13 protein-coding genes are annotated in these 20008 nt (G+C 45.4%); 4 read left to right on the top strand and 9 right to left on the bottom strand.

All coding sequences use genetic code 11. From position 1 onward, the window contains the following. The 8 genes from ACK8P8_RS08475 to ACK8P8_RS08440 all read right to left on the bottom strand — a co-directional run bounded on the left by ACK8P8_RS08475 (window position 1) and on the right by ACK8P8_RS08440 (window position 13252). Window positions 1–555, bottom strand: a complete 555-nt coding sequence (locus ACK8P8_RS08475) for an RNA polymerase sigma factor (RefSeq protein ID WP_369859031.1) — start codon at window positions 553–555, stop codon at window positions 1–3. A 201-nt stretch (window positions 556–756) separates the two neighbouring features. Then, window positions 757–1851 (bottom strand): redoxin domain-containing protein, encoded by a 1095-nt coding sequence (locus ACK8P8_RS08470; RefSeq protein WP_369859032.1) that lies wholly within the window; start codon window positions 1849–1851, stop codon window positions 757–759. Between the two features lie 158 nt (window positions 1852–2009). Continuing rightward, a complete protein-coding gene (locus ACK8P8_RS08465) occupies window positions 2010–3392 on the bottom strand; it encodes a zinc metalloprotease (RefSeq protein ID WP_227216758.1) in 1383 nt (460 codons plus the stop codon). Between the two features lie 20 nt (window positions 3393–3412). After that, window positions 3413–4909 (bottom strand): RagB/SusD family nutrient uptake outer membrane protein, encoded by a 1497-nt coding sequence (locus tag ACK8P8_RS08460; protein WP_303179744.1) that lies wholly within the window; start codon window positions 4907–4909, stop codon window positions 3413–3415. Between the two features lie 10 nt (window positions 4910–4919). Next, window positions 4920–8423, bottom strand: coding sequence for a SusC/RagA family TonB-linked outer membrane protein (locus tag ACK8P8_RS08455; RefSeq protein ID WP_410025762.1), 3504 nt, complete (start codon window positions 8421–8423; stop codon window positions 4920–4922). 146 nt (window positions 8424–8569) lie between these two features. Next, a complete protein-coding gene (locus ACK8P8_RS08450) occupies window positions 8570–9673 on the bottom strand; it encodes a FecR family protein (RefSeq protein WP_369859034.1) in 1104 nt (367 codons plus the stop codon). Window positions 9674–9724: 51 nt separating this feature from the next. Then, window positions 9725–10261 (bottom strand): RNA polymerase sigma factor, encoded by a 537-nt coding sequence (locus ACK8P8_RS08445; RefSeq protein ID WP_369859035.1) that lies wholly within the window; start codon window positions 10259–10261, stop codon window positions 9725–9727. A gap of 687 nt (window positions 10262–10948) precedes the next feature. After that, a complete protein-coding gene (locus tag ACK8P8_RS08440) occupies window positions 10949–13252 on the bottom strand; it encodes a sensor histidine kinase (protein WP_369859036.1) in 2304 nt (767 codons plus the stop codon). Window positions 13253–13363: 111 nt separating this feature from the next. Here ACK8P8_RS08440 and ACK8P8_RS08435 point away from each other — a divergent pair, with 111 nt between their 5' ends. The 4 genes from ACK8P8_RS08435 (at window position 13364) to ACK8P8_RS08420 (ending at window position 18616) form a co-directional block, all read left to right on the top strand. Further along, a complete protein-coding gene (locus tag ACK8P8_RS08435) occupies window positions 13364–14728 on the top strand; it encodes a glycosyltransferase family 2 protein (protein WP_410025761.1) in 1365 nt (454 codons plus the stop codon). Window positions 14729–14777: 49 nt separating this feature from the next. Continuing rightward, window positions 14778–15719: a DUF4922 domain-containing protein gene (locus ACK8P8_RS08430; protein ID WP_410025760.1), complete on the top strand. Its 942-nt coding sequence runs from the start codon at window positions 14778–14780 to the stop codon at window positions 15717–15719. A 55-nt stretch (window positions 15720–15774) separates the two neighbouring features. Continuing rightward, a complete protein-coding gene (locus ACK8P8_RS08425) occupies window positions 15775–17184 on the top strand; it encodes a SpoIID/LytB domain-containing protein (protein ID WP_410025758.1) in 1410 nt (469 codons plus the stop codon). A gap of 154 nt (window positions 17185–17338) precedes the next feature. Beyond that, window positions 17339–18616, top strand: coding sequence for an MFS transporter (locus ACK8P8_RS08420; protein WP_099294245.1), 1278 nt, complete (start codon window positions 17339–17341; stop codon window positions 18614–18616). Here the strand turns inward: ACK8P8_RS08420 and ACK8P8_RS08415 are convergent. Further along, on the bottom strand, window positions 18606–19967 hold the full coding sequence (locus tag ACK8P8_RS08415; protein WP_099294246.1) for a TIGR00341 family protein: 1362 nt from the start codon (window positions 19965–19967) through the stop codon (window positions 18606–18608). The two genes, ACK8P8_RS08420 and ACK8P8_RS08415, sit on opposite strands and share 11 nt — an antisense overlap. Window positions 19968–20008: the final 41 nt, after the last annotated feature.

The raw sequence follows: 20008 nt of genomic DNA, 5'->3' as shown, positions 1-20008 counted from the left end.
CTAAAAAGAAAATAAAAAATTTTTCTGTCTCACTTCATGTTGAAGTCTATGAAGTATATCACCTAACTGGTTTTTAATAGTTTGCTCCGAAACTGATAATTTCTCGGCAATCTCTTTTATGGATAAATTTTGTTCGTGACGAAGCATATACACGCATTGTAGCCGGGACGGGAAACCCGACACAATCCGTCGTATATTCTCGTTCAAATCTTCCGATACAATCTTTACCCACGTGTAATCATCTGTTTCCTCCGGTGCGCATTTTCCCTGATACTTATCACGCACCTGTTCCTGTTTTATTGAATTAAGTATATGATTTCTCAACCAAATCAAAAGATAACCCTTCACGGAAGAAGTAACCAGAAAAGAATTCCTTTTCTCCCATACTTGTATAAAAAACTCCTGAAAAATATCATCCGCATCAAAGGAATTATTTACACGAGCGAGAATATTCCGATAAACCATATCGGAATAACGGGAATACAACTCGTGGAAAGCAGCAACACTCCCTTTCTTTATATCATTTACAATTTCAATGTCCGCTCTATCCGGCACAATCCTCTCTTTTTAGATAAATATTCGAACGATTAATGAGCTAAAAAAAGAGATATTCTTAATCTTTCGGACAGAACTCGTAAACATTGATAATTAGATAGAAAAAAAATCCAAGCTTCTTGGATAATGTTTAAAAATTAGATAATTTTGAAACTCATTAATCGTTCGTTTTTTGCGTTCAATATTTTCATGCCAAGTACCTCATAATAAACCTTGTACACAAGTCCTTATATTTTCCCCTCTCACGTAACTCCCCACAATCCTATTGGTAGCATCCAACACGAAAACAGAAGGAACCGCACTAATCTTATACAACTGTGCAGCAGACGATTGCCAACCTTTCAAGTCCGACACGTGCCTCCACGTCAAGCCGTCTTCCTTGATCGCTTTCAACCAAGCCTCCCGGTTTGAATCCAATGACACGCTGATAATTTCCAATCCCCGCTCCTTGAACTCGTGATATATTGCCACCATATTAGGATTCTCCGCACGGCAAGGTCCACACCACGATGCCCAGAAATCCAGTATTTTCACCTTCGCTTTCACCGAATAAAGAGATAACGAATCCCCTTCCGGTGTCAGTAATGTAAAATCGGGAGCTATTTCCCCCTTCGCTGTTATTTTCGCATCCAAATAACGTTGAGTGATAATCTTCCCGTAAGGAGTATCCTTCATCTCGTCACTCAATAAATCATACATCGGCTTCAATCGCTCGAATCTCATTCTCGGGTTCTGTTTGAACACGACATACAATCCGGGTAAGCTATTCCCTTGTTCCTTCAAAAAACGGAATTCACTTTCCCCGTAAATAGAATCCAACTCATCATTTCTTTCTATCAACTGCCGACAAGTCTCCCGCTCCCCCGCTTTTCGTGCCTCTGCAAAAGCCTTTTCCAACTCGGGCATCTCTTTATATATATCCGCCTTTTGCATCATAAATTCATTATAACTCTTCTGAAGCCCGCCCCCGTTCACTTCCGATTGCTCGAATTGCCCCTTATTCAAATAAATATGAAAAGATTGATTCTCCAAAAACAAAGGCAACACCTGACGTCTTGATTTCCCTTGTACTTGTGCAATTAAAGGCCGCGGGACACTCCCTTCAAATCTAAATATCCCGGACCCGACAACCGCCACACCTAACGTATCCCATTGGCCTTCAATATTTCGAGCCGCAAGAAAAAGTGTATCCCCCTCCATTCCATCAACCTCTCCCAAAACGATAAACTTCTGTTGTTCACCACACCCGAACAATAAACTCAAACAAAAAACAATAAAAGATATTCTTCTCATCATACATCTGTTTTAATACACGGTAATCACATCAAATAAAAGACAGTTGTAAACACCCGAAAGTACTATTCCGGCAACAAATTATTCCTAAAAACTCTCTCCGTCAGCTAAGCCGACGGAGAGAGTTCAAATCTCAACTATCAATACCTCCTAAAAATACATCAATCTCCCCCGGTAAATGCCCAATCGGACTTGTAAGCCCAACGGGAAGGACATCGCTCCAGTACCATTCTCAACCTTTTCACTTGATCGACAGAGAGAGAATTCTTGTAACTATACATATCCAGCACATTAAAGGACGTGAAATACTCCATGGGACGGGTCGGATCATTCTCCGGTTGACCGTCCAGATTATTTCCTTTATAAACAGTGGGATAATAACCATAGTCAAAACTATAAGTATCCGGACAATAGTCGCTATCCCCATCCGGGTTCAAATAACTATACTTGTCACACCTCGTCTGAAGTATCCCGAAATACTCCGCCACCGGAGTTGCCAGACTAAATTCATTCTTCCCTTGCACTGTTGACGGGGACAACAAAGCCGCCAAATTCACCATAAATCCGACATCACGACAATCCGTTACATCATTTACCGTGAAACTATCCATATGTTTCATGGTCAATCCCGGGATAGATTCCAAATCATAGTCGGAATGTATCACCGAAGGAGCCAACATCCTGTACGACGTCGAAGCACCCGTCGTTGAAGTCGAAGTCGTGAATCTCGCGACCCAGATATTCATATACTTATTCGGGTCCCAGATAAGCGTTTTCTTCTTATTCAAAATATAGGCCAAATACTGGGTAGTCTTCGTGGAGGAAGTTCCCATTGCCGTGAAATCGGCTGCCGAAATATCCACGATATTCTTTCCGGGTTCCTGCATTTTCAACCCGTTGTAATCATAGGTCGCCAATTTAAACACGACCTTCGCGTTTCCGGCATTCGGGTCTGTCGTGATCTTCCGGTTAAAAGCATCGGACACCCGTTGAAGTTGCCCTTCCAAAAATTCCACGCTCAAATCATAACCGGGAGCAGCCGTGGCAGGAGGCACGAGTATATGGAAAACAACCGGAATCACGATCTCCTCGTAACTCTCGTCCGGCAACTCCCGAATCGTGATATCCAACCGATTACTTTCAAGATTTCCCCCTTTCGCGTAAAATTGTAACACCGTCCCCGGGGCATCCGTCGTCGTGGAATAATAATTACCTTCCACCACCTTACCATTCCCGTCATACACTTTCACGTAGTCCGCCGGTAACTGATCCGAAGGAACCAAAAACTCTTCCTCGATCTCTTTCCCGTAAAATTCTTTCGTGTCTTCATCCCGACCATACGCCATCACCTTTCTCTTGGCATACACGAAAGTACGGAAACCCATCTTATTGACTCCGTTAGGCACTAACGTCTTATGATCCCCGCGTAACTCGATTCTTGAAATTTCATCCGGTGAAATATTCAAATCAAAAATCACACTCTCTTCTTTTTCACACGAGGTCAAAAACAACATCGTGATTAAAAAAACGATTATATATCTCATAACATTTTCATTTACATTTATTACTTCCAACCCGGATTCTGGGGTATATTATTGTACATCAACTCATAATCGGCAGGTAGTGGGAACGTGTACCTGTAATCATCACTTTCCAAAGTGTACGTTTTCACTTCGTTCGTCGCCTCGTCTTTTGCCTGACGCGTAACTTTTACCCCCGTCCGTTTCATATCCAGCCAATTCATTTGCTCCTCGTAAGCGAACTCCTTACGACGTTCTTTCAGGATCTCACCAATCACGTCATTACCGGTATAACCCGTGTATCCCGGAATCTTGCTACGCTTGAACTCGTTCAGTAATTCCAGCGCCCCATCTTTCCCTTGACGGGCAAGAGCTTCCGCTTCAATCAACATCAAATCGGAATAACGGAATAAAACATGCACATCGTTAGCGCTATGATCATCCGTCGCCTGCCACCTCGTTACGTATATTTTACCATCAATCTCCTTAAAATACACCTCCCGACGGATATCATTCGCATCATACAAGCCGTACAATTCCTCGGAAGGACATTGTACCAACAACTGTTCCGGTCTTCCCCATGGAGCATAATCATTCCCCCCGTAAGCGTATATCGCGAAACGCAATAAAGCGAACTTATGCGGTTTCGTCGTACCTTTCCCGAAAGGAACCGTCGTCAACTCGAATTGTTCGTCTACCGTATTTTCTACACGTTCATTTTTTCTAGCCTCCTTCGCGTAATATTCCGCCTTACTCCAATCATCATCTTCCGCCGCACAAGACTCTGCTTTAAATTGATATGTTTGAGCGAGAATAGCGTATATTATCCTTTTATTAAAAAATATATTCCAAGCTTCGTCAGGCACTGTTTCATACGCGAGAACATCCATGATCTCCCCGATTAGCTTCGCGTACAAATCCGTCTGTTTCCATCTTTTCCCGCCTTGAACCACATCGGCATCAAAATTAAAGGGGATACCGTACTCGTTTTTGTCATATGGAGCAAACAACTGATTCAACCGAAGTAAATAATAAGCTCTGATCACCCTCGCTTCTCCCGATATCCTCTCGCCATCCGTTTTATTATAATCCGGCACATTCTCCAAATCTTTCAACACCATATTGATGTACCCGATAGAAACAAAGACCTCCTTCCATAGCTCACTTGGAAATAAATATCCTTCCCAATTCTTAATCTCCCCGTATTCCTTTACAAAATTCTGACCACCGCGGGCAGGATTGGCAAAATCGTCAAAAAGGAAATTAACCATATCCAAATCGTTCGTGTATAAAATGGACGATACATTATTACGCCTCGTGAACGGGTACTGCACGTATTCATCATTAAACCGTACACCATTACTCACGTATCCCTTGCAATAACTCGAGGATGTTGTCGCGAACAACAACGTGGACATAGCATCCCGGACATCACTGATAGTATAAACTACTTTCGTATTTTTAGGAGGCATATCCAAAAAGTCAGCACACGCCCCGCAGAAAAACACCATGACAAACAATAAAAATATATTTCTTTTCATAACCTTCAAATTAAATACCTATTGACAACGAAACAGTATACGAGCGAGCACTCGGGTAAGTAAAAGCACCTTTCGTCTCCGGGTCTATTCCCCTGAATTTCGTCAACGTGAAAACATTAGACATATTAAAGTTAAGGCGAGCCCGGGTGATCCGCAATTTAGCGCATAACTCCGGTTCCAAATTATACCCGAAAGAAATATTGTTGCATTTCAAATAATCTCCCTTCTCGAAGCGGAAATCAAATAACTGGTATAAATACTCCGTCCTACTCGTGCCGTACTTGGGAATATCGGTTTGATCTCCCAACTTTCTCCAGCGGTTCGCTTCAATCTTCAGCACATTCTTCGCCGCGGCATAAGCCGTCCCGCCGGAGTAATACTGGAACGAGCGGGCCAGATGCCCCGTCATGTAAGTGAATTGGGCGAAAAGACTAAACCTCTTGTAATTGAATTGAGTCGTAAAACCTCCGGTAACAGGCGGATCACTCCGTCCCAAATATCCCCGGGAAGCGTTAGCTAATTGCGTAGTCAAATCATTATCCATATTATACACGTACTTCCCTTCCGCGTTCAATGTACCCAATCGGTTACCGTCATCATCAAACCCATCCACGTAAGCTAACGTATTTCCCGTGTACGGGTCTACGCCCGCGTATTTATAGCCATAATACGCCTTCACGGGTTGTCCTTGAATATACAAACTATACAAAGATTCAAAAGTAGAATTTGTGCTGGCGGAAATCTCGCTCAACTCTTGATAGTAGGTATCCGTAACCTTATCTTTATTCTTTGTAAAGTTCACGGAAGTAACCCAACTAAAATCATTCGTCCGCACGTTCAGGGTTCTCAAGCTAATCTCCCATCCCCTATTATTCACCGATGCCACGTTCGCCGCCACGAAAAGACGTCCCGTGGATGCCGCTATCTTCTTATCGTCCAACAGATTTCGCGTATCATTATTATAATAATTCACGACCAGATTTATCCTGTTATTAAACAACGATGCGTCGAACCCGATATTCCGGTTCTCCTGACGTTGCCACTTGATCGACGGATTGGAAGGATCGTAACAATCCATAATCTTCTCTCCGTTGTACGAGAAATTATCTACCTTACGCAAAACAGAGAAAGGCAAAGCGTTGCGGTCGATACTTCCGACAAAACCGTAAGAAACCCGGAAAGCCAACTGATTGATAAAACCGAATCGACTCATGAAAGCCTCGTTATGCAGGTTCCACTTGCCACTCACGTTCCAAAGCGGAGAGAAACGATTCTTCGTCCCGATAATATCCACCCCGTCCAAACGGGCACTTCCTTGAAACACGTAGCGGTCTTTATAACTGTAAGATCCCGTCATAAACAAGGATACACTTCTATCCTGCGTTTCGGAATGAGATCCCAGACTCGATAACGAATTTTTAAAAGCCGATTTCAACGTCCATCCTGTCAAATCAGGATAAGTAGCCACCCCGTAGACATCACTCCATTCCGGGATCATGCTCGTGAAACCGTATCCTTTTGAAGAAGAAACCTCCTGCCCGAAATAAGCATTGATATAATGATCCTCACCGGAGAATCCGCGTGCAAATTCCAACTGATTGCGAATCGTCCATTGCTGAGAACGGGAAGTCGATTCCCGAATCATACCGTTATTCATCTCGTCCGGCACCTCCCCCTCCGAGTACAATCCCGCGAGCCATGAAGAGGCTTTCGAGGCATACGAGCCGGGAACCAATTCCTTCTTCGAGTGATTGTTCGAACTCGAGAATGTCCCCATGGAAGAAAGCATCAATCCTTCCAGAATCTTGAACTCGAGTTTCAAGCTGACCTGATTGCTCAAATATCTTGATTTCGTCGTGTTCTCGTTCATATCCTTCAAGATATTGAAATCATACTTGTACCCGTCCTTTATGGCGCTCAAAGTGGAATAAGAACTACGGTCGTACTCGTACTCCCCGTTCTCGTCATACACACGCTCGTAAGGATTGGCATAAGTCGCGTAATCCAGCGGGTTCACGGGAGAGGCGGAACTACGGTCATTACGCAAACTACTTCGCACATCGAAATGAACCCTCAGGAATTTATTAAAATCATGAGTCAATTTCATCGAGGCACCCATGCTCTCGTACTTGTTGTTCGGCATCACACCCTCTTGTGACAGGTAAGAAAGACTACCATAATACTGTGTCGTTTCGTTACCGCCGGAAAGTGAGATACTGTAATTCTGCGTCTGCGCCACCCGGAAAATCTTATCGAACCAATTCGTGTTGATTTTACTCAACCTCTCAATTTCCGCCTCGGCATCCGATTTTGAAATCAAACCGTTATCCACGTTCTTCAACAACTGATATACCCGTCCCCCGATATTCAATCCCGGGAAATCTTCATATATACCCCGTTCGAAAGCGATTTTCTCCCTCGTGTTCATCATCTTCAGGCGATTATCCGGGGCTTCGCTCAAACCGTAAGAGGCTTGTATATTAATATACGACCGCCCGGCAGTTCCCCGCTTCGTCGTCACCACGATAACCCCGTTCGCCGCACGGGAACCGTAAATGGCAGTGGCAGCAGCATCCTTCAACACGGTGATACTCTCGATATCATCCGGCGGGATATTACCGATACCGCTCGTCAGCACCGTTTCCTCGAACTCCGTACCACCCATGCTCACCTCGGGAACATTTCCCGTGAGCGGCATCCCGTCCACGATCCAGATCGGATTCGTATCGCCGGTCAGCGAATTGATACCCCGAATCCGTATACGGGCTTGGGCTCCCGGTCGTCCGGAAAGATTCATTACCGCGACTCCCGCCATTTGTCCCTTCAACACGTCCTCCACGCTGGTGTACCCTTTATTGGCGATATCTTTCGAGGTAACCACCTCTACCGATCCCGTCATCCGCTCTTTCTTAATCTCCTGATAACCGGTAACGACCACCTCGTCCATCTCCGTCGAACTCTCCTCCAACACCACCGTGAGCGGTTTGTCCTGCTTCTTGTAAACCACGTCTTTCATCTTCATCCCGATGAAAGAAAACCGCAAGACGATCGTATCCTGCTCGGGAATGGTCAACGTAAACTCACCCTTTACATCTGTTGCCACCCCGATAGCCGTACCCTTCAACAGAACGGACACGCCCGGTAGCGTTTCACCCTTTTTATCCTTCACGACACCCTTTATCGTGATTTTCTTTACTTCGTCCGGTAATACCGTCTTTCTCTCCGAGATCAGGATATAATTATCCCTGACCGTGTAGACGTATTTATCACCCAACACCTGTTCCAAAATCTCTTCCAACGTGCCGCTCGTCGATGTCAAAGCAACGTCTTTCTTCACGTCCAGAATCGACGTGTTGTAGAAAAACTCGTACTGACTCTGTTTCTTGATCTGCTTGAAGATCGATTCTATCGTACCGCTCTTCACGTTAAAAGTTTCCTGTTTTCCCTGCGAGTATCCTACCCTAGCCCATACACTAGAGGCTGAAATCAATAATAATAAAAATAGATTCCGCATGTACCTCAAAATTTTACACATCCATTTTTTTTTCATACCTTTGTTATTATAGTTTATAACTCATTCACGAAAAGAGTTTGGTCGACACGCTTCGCGAATGCTGTTTATTGATTATTTAAACGGGGAGGGTGAGAACTCCCTGTTTTTCATTTATTCATAACTAAAATCTTCTTGCCCGAAACCTTGAACTTCACGTCCGTGACGGTTTCGATCATCCCTAATAAATAACTCGCCGGTCGGTCTTTCTCCGCGGCACCGCTAAAACGTAATCCGCGCAAAGAGGCGTCCGCGTATTCAACTTCACAATCATACCAACGATTCAATTTGGTCATAATATCTTCCAGACGCATATCCTCAAACCGGAATTTCCCTTTCATCCATGACACGTAAAGATCGGTATCCACTTCCTCCGTCCGTACCTGCCCGTCCCGCTTGGAATAGGCAAGCATCATACCCGGCGTAATTTCATATTCTTTTACAGTTACACGCCCTTCCAGCAAAGTCGTTTGGGCTTGATAGTCATCCTCGTAGTCCGACACGTTGAACGAAGTTCCCAACACACGCACATCCATACTCGAGGTCTTGACAATAAACGGCTTCACACCTTTCACGACATCAAAAAAAGCCTCTCCCTTTAATTTCACTTCCCGCGCGTCACCGTGAAACGGTACCGGGTATGTCAACGACGAACACGAATTTAACCGGACACACGAACCGTCCGACAAAAGTACCCGATACTCTCCCCCCGCCGGAACCGTGATTGTATTATACACCGGCTGTACCGCACCGTCCCCCGCCAAAGTATAATCCAGCACTTTCGTCGAATCATTCTTGATAATCATCCCCTCCCGATCCCTAATCGTCACCGCCTCCGTCAACGGGACTTGACGCCCGTCACTCAATTGCAAAACGACAACTCCCTTTGCCGGAAGTATCTCCTGTTGAACCAATTCCACTCCATTTTTCTTCGCTCCTTGATTGTAGTAAGCAATGCCCCCCGCGACCAAGCATAAAATAACCGCGGCAACGGCACAGCGGTATATCCACCCGATGCGTCGTCCTTTCCTTCCGTTTACCCGGTTTTCAATAGAACTCCACAATTGATCCAACTTTCTCTGCGGAATTTCAGGCAATAGCTCGGCTTCCTGCTCAAACTGCTGATACCACCGAATAATACGTTCTTTCTCCTCCGGGGTACATTCATTCTCCCGGTATTTTTTCAATAAATCATATATTTCGTTTACGCTCATAAATTCTTGTCCTTTATTATATGACAAATCGGAGCGACAGGTAGTACTATTCTAAAATAAAAAATTATTCTGCATCATTTCATTTCGCAATCGCCGAAGCACCTCAGTCAATTGATTTTTAACGGTTTGCTCCGACACGGAAAGTTTACCAGCGATCTCTTTCACTGACAAATTTTGTTCCCGACTAAGTATATACACACACTTCAACCGAGGCGGCAATCCCTCGACGACCTCTTTTAACTTGTCATTCAAATCTTCCGCCACAATTTTCACCCACGTGTAATCATCCGCTTCCTCCTTCTCACCCTGCGCCAACTCGTGATGTTTATCCCGGATTTGTTCCAATTTTATCGTGTTTAGAATATGATTCTTCAACGAAACCATCAAATACCCCTGCACGGAAGAAGTTACTTCCAGAGAACTCCTTTTCTCCCAAAACTTGACGAAAAACTCTTGAAAAATATCATCCGCGTCAAAAGAAGAATTTACCCGAACAAGAATATGACGATACACCATTTTGGAATAACGGGAATACAACTCATGAAAAGCAGCCGCGCTACCTTCACGAATCGCATGAATAAGCTCCATATCCGACTTCCGCGATTGCATAAGACCCCTGTATATTACATGTTCGAAAATAACCCTTTATCTCAGACCTTTGAAACAAAGTTAGCAATAATTTCCTTAATCACAAGTTTCCGTACATTTGTCTTGTATCCCGAAAGACCTTTCACACGGGTACGCCGATCATTTGCTTTCCCCATTAGCTTTCTTTTTTATTGGCAGAAAAAAAGACGGTTCCGCCTGTCCCGTTGCGTAACACCTCAACGGCTGTGGATGCATTAACACTCCATCACGGGGGTACGGAACCGCCGTATGGAGATAACAGGCACAAAAAATGCCTGTCACATTGTGGCAGGTTTCCCCGCCGTTGAGTATGTTACGCATTACAAATATACAAACATTTCTACAAAAACAAAACACTTTTTCACTATTTAGCCCACTCCCCCTCCACTCCTCACTTGTTGTATACCAACCGTTATACTAGGGTATATCTTGAGCGAAAGATAAAACGATCTTCCAACCTGCCGGACAAATCATAAGCGGGGCAAATCATAAGCGGGTGTTAAAAAAGCATATTCTTTGCTAAAACGTGGGCGAACAGTAGGCGATATGTAGGCGATATGTAGGCGATGCCGCCCAATAGTCACCCAATAGTCATAAGAAAGCCGCATGACAGTAGAGTTTCACCCCTATTCAAAGATAGTTAAAGACTTATTCTTCCGAAACCAATTTCACATTCAAGGGATGCCGCACGACAAAACGGGCTCCCTCCGTGTAGTTCTTGTCAATCCAGATATCACCGCCCATCATGGTGATTGTCAATTTACAAATAGCCAATCCGAGCCCTGTACCCTGCACGTATTCATCCAATTTTTCAAAACGCTCGAACACCTTCTTTTGCTTCTCTTCCGGGATACCGCAACCGGTATCCGTCACGCTGAAATAAATACAATCTTCTTTCTCGTCAACCTCGAAAGCTAAAGTGATACTTCCTCGCGTCGTGAATTTATTGGCGTTGGATAATAAGTTTATCAATATCTGCTGCAAACGCTGAACGTCTGTCCGCAACATATATTGTTCACATGGAGCTTTGAACACGTATTCGACACCATCTTTCTTACCATAACTCGTCGTTGCCAACACGCTCTGGCACAACGAAACAAGTTCTGTTTCCTCGAACGAGAATTTCAAACGCCCTGTTTCCAACCGGGATATATCCAGAATATCATTAATCAACCGAAGCAAGAGATCCGAATTTTTCTGTATAATTTCTACAAATTCACGACGGGTAGCGACATCATAGTCATCCGCCACCAGCACACCGGAGAAACCGACGATAGCATTCAACGGGGTACGAATCTCGTGGCTCATGTTAGCCAAGAACGCTGATTTCAACCGATCCGATTCCTCCGCCCTCTCTTTCGCCTGACGTAATTCAATCTCTATCTGCTTCTGCTTGGTCATATCTTCCAGACGCATTACCACTCCCAGTAAATTCTTCTCCTCGTCAAATACCGGATTCGCCAGAATATAAATGTAATAATTCCCCTGTTTCACAATCGTGTCCGCCACCTTACCCGTTCTCATCGCCGTAACGGCCGGACAGTACGGGCAAGGCTGCTCCAAATCCCGTAACGCTTTATAGCAAACCTCCCCTTTCGAATTGGATACACATTCCATAAGAGCCGTAAAATCAACCCCATTATGCCACTTGATCGTGAAATCGGGATTAATAAATTTAATTCCCGTGTTCACGTTATTCAGAATAAGGGTATTATCCTTTTGCGCTTCAACCAAAGCATCCTTAAACCGCTTCGTGCGAAGGTAAAAATACATCGCCAACACGAATCCCAGCAATAACAGGATAAATGCCAGCGCAACCCCTATGATTTGATACTTGTATTCCTCGAAATAAGATAACTTCTTGTTGTAGAAGAGGGCACCCTTTGCCACCTCTTTATTCAAAAAGTTACCCTTCCTCAATTTCTCGTAATCAAAACAATATTGATTGGGAATAATCTGTAACCCCTGTTCGGACAATACCGAATCGGACTGGTTTTCCAACCCTATGACCAAACGGGCAATATCCTTACCGACAGTCCTGTATTCCGGTACGCGTCCCCCGGTAGCCCAATACCCCATACCGATAGAAGTAACGGTAAAAGCCGGCAAACCCGGATTCGTCATCATCATCGAATACGTGGCATTCCGCATGAAATACCCGTCATTCTTGTCCACTCGCCAAGTTCCCAATAAAATCGCGGTCTTCTCGGGTAATGTTGAGATTTTTTCGGTAATCGAATAAACGGTATGTTTCCGACCGTCCAATAAAATTAGATCCAAATCGGGATACTTTTCCCGCATTTCCTCTTTTACAAGAGCCTGCAAAGAAACACCGCCATAACTATTATCGGAAATAAAGGCAATATGCTTCGTGTCGGGATAGAAATCCAGAATCAACTCAATATTTTTTTCGACATCGTACTCGTAAGCGAATCCTAAAATACGGAAATTCTTTAAACTATCATTGACAACATCCACACTCTCCGATTCCCAATTCTCGAGATCCGTCCCATCCTCCGGCAGCAACACGGCGTTCCGGCTCACCATTCCCCCTATAATCGGAATATGAAAAGAGGTCAGTGAATCCTGTGAAAGATAGGATGTCCATGCTTCCTGCCCCAGCAAGATAATCGCCTTGGGCAAACTCTTGCCGGTGTATTTCGCCAAAATATCTTTCATCCGGGATTTCCAAGAGCAAGCCTCGGAAAAACTCTTACAGTTCATGTTCTCTATTGCCACCGAAGATTTACCGCTCGAAGCATTGTATTCATCCAAAAATTCGGATATATTCCGGGATGTCTGCGAGGTTTCGGGGTTATAAGAACTGATTATCAATATCAATGAATCCGGGCCAAGATTCTTGCCTGTCGTCGTCCAGCTTATGCACAACAACAAAAAGAACAAGCATCCATGCTTCAAATATTGATATTTTTTCCAGAGGAATTCCAACATCTTCTTTTTAGTAACGACGCAAAGATATTAATTTTCATACAAAATCGAACAAAATATTTCATTTCCTGCAAAAAGAATATATCTTTGAGTTCAACCTAAATAGTATTCTTTATGTCAAAGATTTCTTGCGTCAGCAGCAAATATTTTGAAAACACCGAAACATTAAAGCAAATAGCTGATTCCGTGTATACTCCCTATTTCTTTCTTTACACGAAATCTCCCTCTCCCCGGCTTGGGGCATACGCCGAGGAACGTTTTGTTCAAATCGCCCGGGCGACCGGAGCTGTCATGCTCTATTCAGATTATTACGCGGAACACGAGGGACACCCCACCCCCCACCCGACCATAGAATATCAGACGGGGAGCCTTCGTGACGATTTCGATTTCGGTTCCGTGCTTCTTGTAAAAACAGAAACGTTCAAAAAAGTCGTTGGAGAAATGGACACGAATTACCGGTACGCGGCACTTTACGACCTGCGCCTGCGCCTCTCCCGGGAAGGGCAAATCTTCAGGATTCCCGAATTTCTGTACTCGGAGATAGAACAGGACACCCGGCGTTCCGGGGAGAAGCAATTTGATTACGTGAATCCCCGGAACCGGGAAGTACAGATAGAAATGGAACAGGCATGCACGGCTCACCTGAAAATGGTAGGAGCCTATCTTTCCCCGCGATTCAAAGCCATTGACCTGACCCGCGAATCATTCGAGACGGAAGCATCGGTCATTATTCCCGTGCGCAACCGGGAGAAAACCATTGCCGACGCCATTCACTCCGTCCTCACGCAACAAACCGGTTTCAAATATAATATCCTTGTCATTGACAACCATTCCACGGACAACACCACCCGAATCATATCCGACATCGCCTCAAAAGAACGGCGAGTGATTCACCTCATCCCGGAACGCACGGATTTGGGTATCGGCGGGTGCTGGACGCACGCCGTCATGCATCCGGCTTGCGGACGTTTTGCCGTGCAACTGGACAGTGACGACCTCTATATCAACGAGAAGGTATTGCAAACCATTGTCGATACTTTCCGCGAGCAACAATGCGCTATGGTCATCGGCAGTTACCGTATGGTCAATTTTAATCTGGAAGAAATTCCACCGGGAATCATCGACCACAAGGAATGGACTCCCGACAACGGACGCAACAACGCCCTGCGCGTAAATGGATTAGGGGCTCCGCGAGCCTTCTATACCCCTTTACTCCGGGAAATAAAAATCCCGAATGTCAGCTACGGGGAAGATTACGCTACCGCTCTGGCCATTTCACGGGAGTACCGGATCGGGCGTATATACGAACCGCTATACCTGTGCCGCCGCTGGGAAGGTAATTCCGATGCAGACCTCGACATTCAACGGGTAAATCAACACAATTTCTATAAAGACAAGATTAGAACGATAGAATTATTCGCGAGACAAACAATTGAAAATGGAGAATTGAAAATTGAAAATGAACAAAACAAGAGTTGAATTTGTGCGGCTGGAATCTAAAATCTAAAATCATAAATCTAAAATCAGCATGTTTTTTGATCCATTCTTAGAAGACCAATTAGCCGTTTGGGCAACAGCGAGCAACAATTACGACCGTTTAAAACAGGTGCTTTATCGCTCGGTAGACTTTGGAGATTTCCAAATACGCGTACAACACAACCCGGACAGGATACTGTCTGCCGCGGCAAAAATAGACGAGGCCTCTCTTAAAGCGAGAGCTTGTTTCTTGTGCAAAGAGAATATGCCACCGGAACAACAGAGTTTTGATTATAACCCGACATTTGATATACGGGTGAACCCTTATCCCATATTCTCCCGGCATTACACGGTTCCGGCAAAACAGCATATCCCGCAACTCATTGCCGGGCATTTCGGAGATATGCTGAACATCGCCCGCGCTTATCCGGAATATACCATCTTTTACAATGGTCCCCGAAGCGGAGCCTCCGCTCCCGATCATTTTCACTTCCAACTGGCGCCTCGTTATGAAATGCCTTTGGAAACGGATATAACCCATTGTAGCAAAGAAATCTTATTTACCACTCCCGACAAAACCTTAATCGTAGAAAGCATTGAAAACTATATCCGCAAAAACATCATCATCCGTTCCGCCGACAAGGAGCTTCTTGAACGAAATTTCCATGAGATTTTAAACATGATCGGCAAGGTCACTCCCAATGATCCGGAACCCATGATTAATCTTTTCGCTTGGCACAAGAACGAGGAATGGCAAATCGTCATATTCCCCCGCCGTCAACATCGTCCATGGCAATTCTTTGCCGAGGGAGCGGATAACATATTGTTCAGCCCCGGTTGCGTGGACTTCGCCGGATTAATCATCTCCCCCCGCGAAGCTGACTTCAACCGCCTCGACGTTCCCCTCCTGCGGGACTTATTCGGCCAACTGACCTTAACTGATGAACAATTTAATAATTTACGATTTATGATTCACGATTTACGAATGTCTTAAAAGCGCAAGCACGTGTGTCATAAATCTAAAATCATAAATCTAAAATCGTAAATTCATGAATTTATCTGTCGGTATCCTCTTCGCCCCCTGCATCAAGTTCCGTCTAAACGGTATCTACCGGAACGAGAAGCAAACTTACACGGGGGAATGTTCCGTTATAAAAAACGAGGAGGTATTAATCTTACAAACTTCCGCGGGACAGCAAACCATATCTTCCGGCTTCACGCTCACGCCCGATGAGCACGAGCAAGCCGATTTCGATTTACTCGATGTCGTTATCGGTATCCATTTTCATTGGGAACGCACGGAAAACCAGAAGTTCAAAGGTGCATTACAAATATTAGACGAACAACAATACCTGACTGCCGTCAATATTCTCCCGCTCGAAGATTATTTACTGAGTGTCATTTCTTCCGAGATGAGTGCCACCTCTTCGCTTGAATTATTAAAAGCCCATGCCGTTATCTCTCGCAGTTGGTTGATCGCCCAAAAAGTAAAAAAGGAACGACTCACCGCAGATTATCAATCTTGTCTTCGAGATGAAAACCAATATATCCGCTGGTTCGACCGGGAAGACCATGACCATTTCGACGTATGTGCCGACGATCATTGCCAACGTTACCAAGGAATCAGCAAAGCATATACCCCTGCCGTGCAACAAGCGATAGAGGCTACCCGGGGGGAAGTACTTCTTTATGGAGAAGAGATTTGTGACGCCCGTTTCTCCAAATGTTGCGGGGGAGTATCCGAGCGTTTCGACAACACGTGGGAACCCGTCAATCACCCGTACCTCACGAATGTCATTGACAGTGCCTCCCTCACCCCTGTACCGGATCTTTCACGGGAGGAACATGCCAAAGCATGGATTACCTCTGCCCCGGATGTTTTCTGCAACACGCGGGACAAACAAATACTCTCCAACGTATTAAATGACTACGACCAAGAAACACAGGATTTCTTCCGCTGGCAGATTTCTTACACAACCGAGGAATTATCCGCCCTCGTGAAGAGCAAACTCGGTATTGATTTCGGCACCATACACGCCCTCGAACCCTTGCAACGAGGCGTATCGGGACGTATCATCCGCCTCCGCATCTCCGGTTCGAAAAAAAGCATGGTTATCGGCAAGGAACTTATCATTCGAAAAGCCCTCTCGCCGTCACATTTATACAGCTCTGCCTTTATTATCGAAACAGAAAAAGACTCTTCCGGAACTCCCGTCCGTTTCACCCTCAAAGGTGCCGGCTGGGGACACGGCGTCGGTCTTTGTCAGATCGGTGCTGCTGTCATGAGTGCCAAAGGATACAATTACAAAGAGATACTGACACATTATTTCCCCGGAACTAAAATCAAAACAATTGAAAATGGAGAATTGAAAATTGAAAATGAAAACACCTCCGTCAGCTTCGCTGCCACCTCCTCTATAAACAGAGGAGGAGCTGGGGACTCATCCCAAAAACGGTGAGTAATTCAGCTCTCCCTCTGTTTATAGAGGGAAACTGGCGAGTAAGCGAGAGTAGCGGGGAAACTTGTTTTCACGTTACCGAGTGAGAGCCAGTTCGAGCGAGAGCTCAATACGGCGAAGCCGGAAGAGAGTTTAAAATCTTAAATCGTAAATCATGAAATCAAAAATCAATACTTCCGGTTGGTCTTGGATACCCTCCCTATATTTCGCACAAGGTCTTCCCTATGTCGTCGTCATGACTCTCGCGGTCATCATGTTCAAACGACTGGGGGTAAATAACACGGACATTGCCCTCTACACGAGTTGGCTCTATCTCCCTTGGGTGATCAAACCCCTGTGGAGCCCTTTGGTAGACATTGTAAAGACAAAACGCTGGTGGGTAATATCCATGCAACTCCTTATCGGGGGCGGTCTTGCCGGGGTGGCACTTACCTTACCCGGTCCCCATGCTTTTCGTTACTCTTTAGCTTTCATGTGGTTGCTCGCTTTCAGTTCCGCCACTCACGACATCGCTGCCGACGGCTTTTACATGCTCGGTCTGGATACCAAAAAGCAAGCCTTCTTCGTGGGCATCCGCAACACGGCGTACCGCCTTGCCATGCTCACCGGACAGGGACTCATCGTTATGCTTGCCGGCTGGCTTGAAAAAACATATTCCGCCACTCTTCCCGAAGAGATTGCCGTCCCGCGGGCTTGGTCAATCACTTTCTATCTATTGGCAGCCCTCTTTGTCCTACTCTTCTTGTATCATCAGTTTATACTTCCAAAACCGGAGAACGACGTCCCCGTGAAAAACGGCAGTCCGCTCAAAGCCTTCCTTGAAACCTTTGTCACATTCTTTCAAAAAAAAGGCATACTGGCGGCATTGGCATTTATCCTGTTATTCCGTTTTGCAGAATCCCAACTCGTGAAAATAGCCTCTCCTTTCCTGCTGGATCACCCGGAAGTGGGCGGACTGGGACTGGACACCATTCAAGTCGGCACCATCTACGGCGTGGTCGGGTTAATCGCCTTAACTGTCGGCGGCATCCTCGGCGGTATCGTTATGGCAAAAAACGGCTTAAAGCACTGGATTTGGTGGATGACCGCCGCCATGAACCTTCCCAACCTCGTCTACGTCTATCTGGCATTTGCCCATCCATCCGCCATGTGGCTCATTTCTACCTGTGTCGCTGTCGAACAGTTCGGCTACGGTTTCGGCTTCACCGCCCTCACCTACTTCATGATGCTCTTCAGCAAGGGACAGCAACAAACCGCCCACTACGCCATCTGCACCGGCTTCATGGCTCTCGGCATGATGCTTCCGGGCATGATTTCCGGCTACATTCAGGAACTCGCGGGATACCAGAACTTTTTCCTCTGGATCATGTTTTGTACTATACCCAGCTTTTTAGCCGTACGATACGTTATCCGGGGAGCGATTACTCTTTAATCAATTTCAGCGTTTTCACGCCAACCCGCGCGGATAGCCAAGCCGTCAACTGTTCTTCCTCCGGCACAGCCAAAGGCTTTTCCAAGGCGACAATTGCAATGGTCAACGTGTCGGTATAAGAAGAATCGACACTGCTGCGAATCACTTTGGAAATGGCAATATTCTTTACCGAAGGATAAAGGATTTTTATTTCCGGGCTAATCAGCCGCCCGATCGTGTCGTATAACAGATAAGACTCCAAGCGGGAACGCAATTGTACAATCTCCTGTTCCTGCGAAGCAATCCGCTGTTTATTCTGCATATAATAATCCTGCAACAACATATTGCTCACGTCATTCTGCAACCCGGCATCCTCTTTCCCGAATCCCTGTTGAATGATTAAGGGAATATCACCCAACCCGTATTGCAACATCTTTTCTTTCAGCGAAACAATCACGTCTTCCGAAATCTCTTTCCCGATTAACGAAACTTCAATCCGCCGTTCCGGTTGCTCCGCTTTGACTATCTTATCGACAACCAAAGTATTCGGGAAATTAAATTCATTCTTTATAAAACGACTGGCATTCGTCTCGAAGATATTCGTTTTCACCATGTTGTAAGTAATATACAAACTCGGCACCATCGTAAGGAAGATAATCGAATACACGATACGGTGTACTTTCTTCTCCCGCTCCTTATCCATGAACTTCTTTTTCGAGAAATGCATCAAACGAACGCCCAAGGTCGTGGCAACCGCGATAAATACCGAGTTAATCGTGAACAAATAGAAAGCCCCGAAGAAATAGGTCAGGTTACCACTCGCCAACCCGAACCCCGCCGTACACAAGGGCGGCATCAATGCCGTGGCAATAGCCACTCCCGGGATCACGTTCCCTTTCAACTTCGTGGCAGAAGCCACAATGCCCGCCATACCGCCGAAAAAGGCAATCAACACGTCGTATATCGTGGGAGTCGTCCGTGCCAATAACTCCGAACGAGCCTCGTTCAACGGCGACAACAAAAAATACAAGGTAGAGGTCAACACGCTGAAAATCGTCGCTATCATCAGATTACGGAACGCCTTTTTAATCAACTCGAAATCATTGATACCGACTCCTAACCCGATTCCCATGATCGGTCCCATCAGCGGAGAAATCAGCATGGCTCCGATAATCACGGCCGTGGAATTAGTGTTCAATCCCAACGAAGCTATAAACGTCGCAAAAATCAATACCCACAGATTCGTTCCCCGGAACACGATCCCTTTTCGTATCGACTCGACGGTATCTTCCTCCCGCTCCTGCTCATCCGATGGATCAAGAATCTGACGCAAATACACCCTAAAACGCTGCAATATACTCATGAAAGCCATAATAGTCAAAAGTTTATAAAGTCCATAAAGTTCATAAGGTC

It is taken from the genome of Butyricimonas muris, assembly GCF_046365375.1.
GTDB classification, from domain to species: Bacteria; Bacteroidota; Bacteroidia; order Bacteroidales; family Marinifilaceae; genus Butyricimonas; species Butyricimonas muris.
This window is presented reverse-complemented; position numbering and strand designations above follow the sequence as displayed.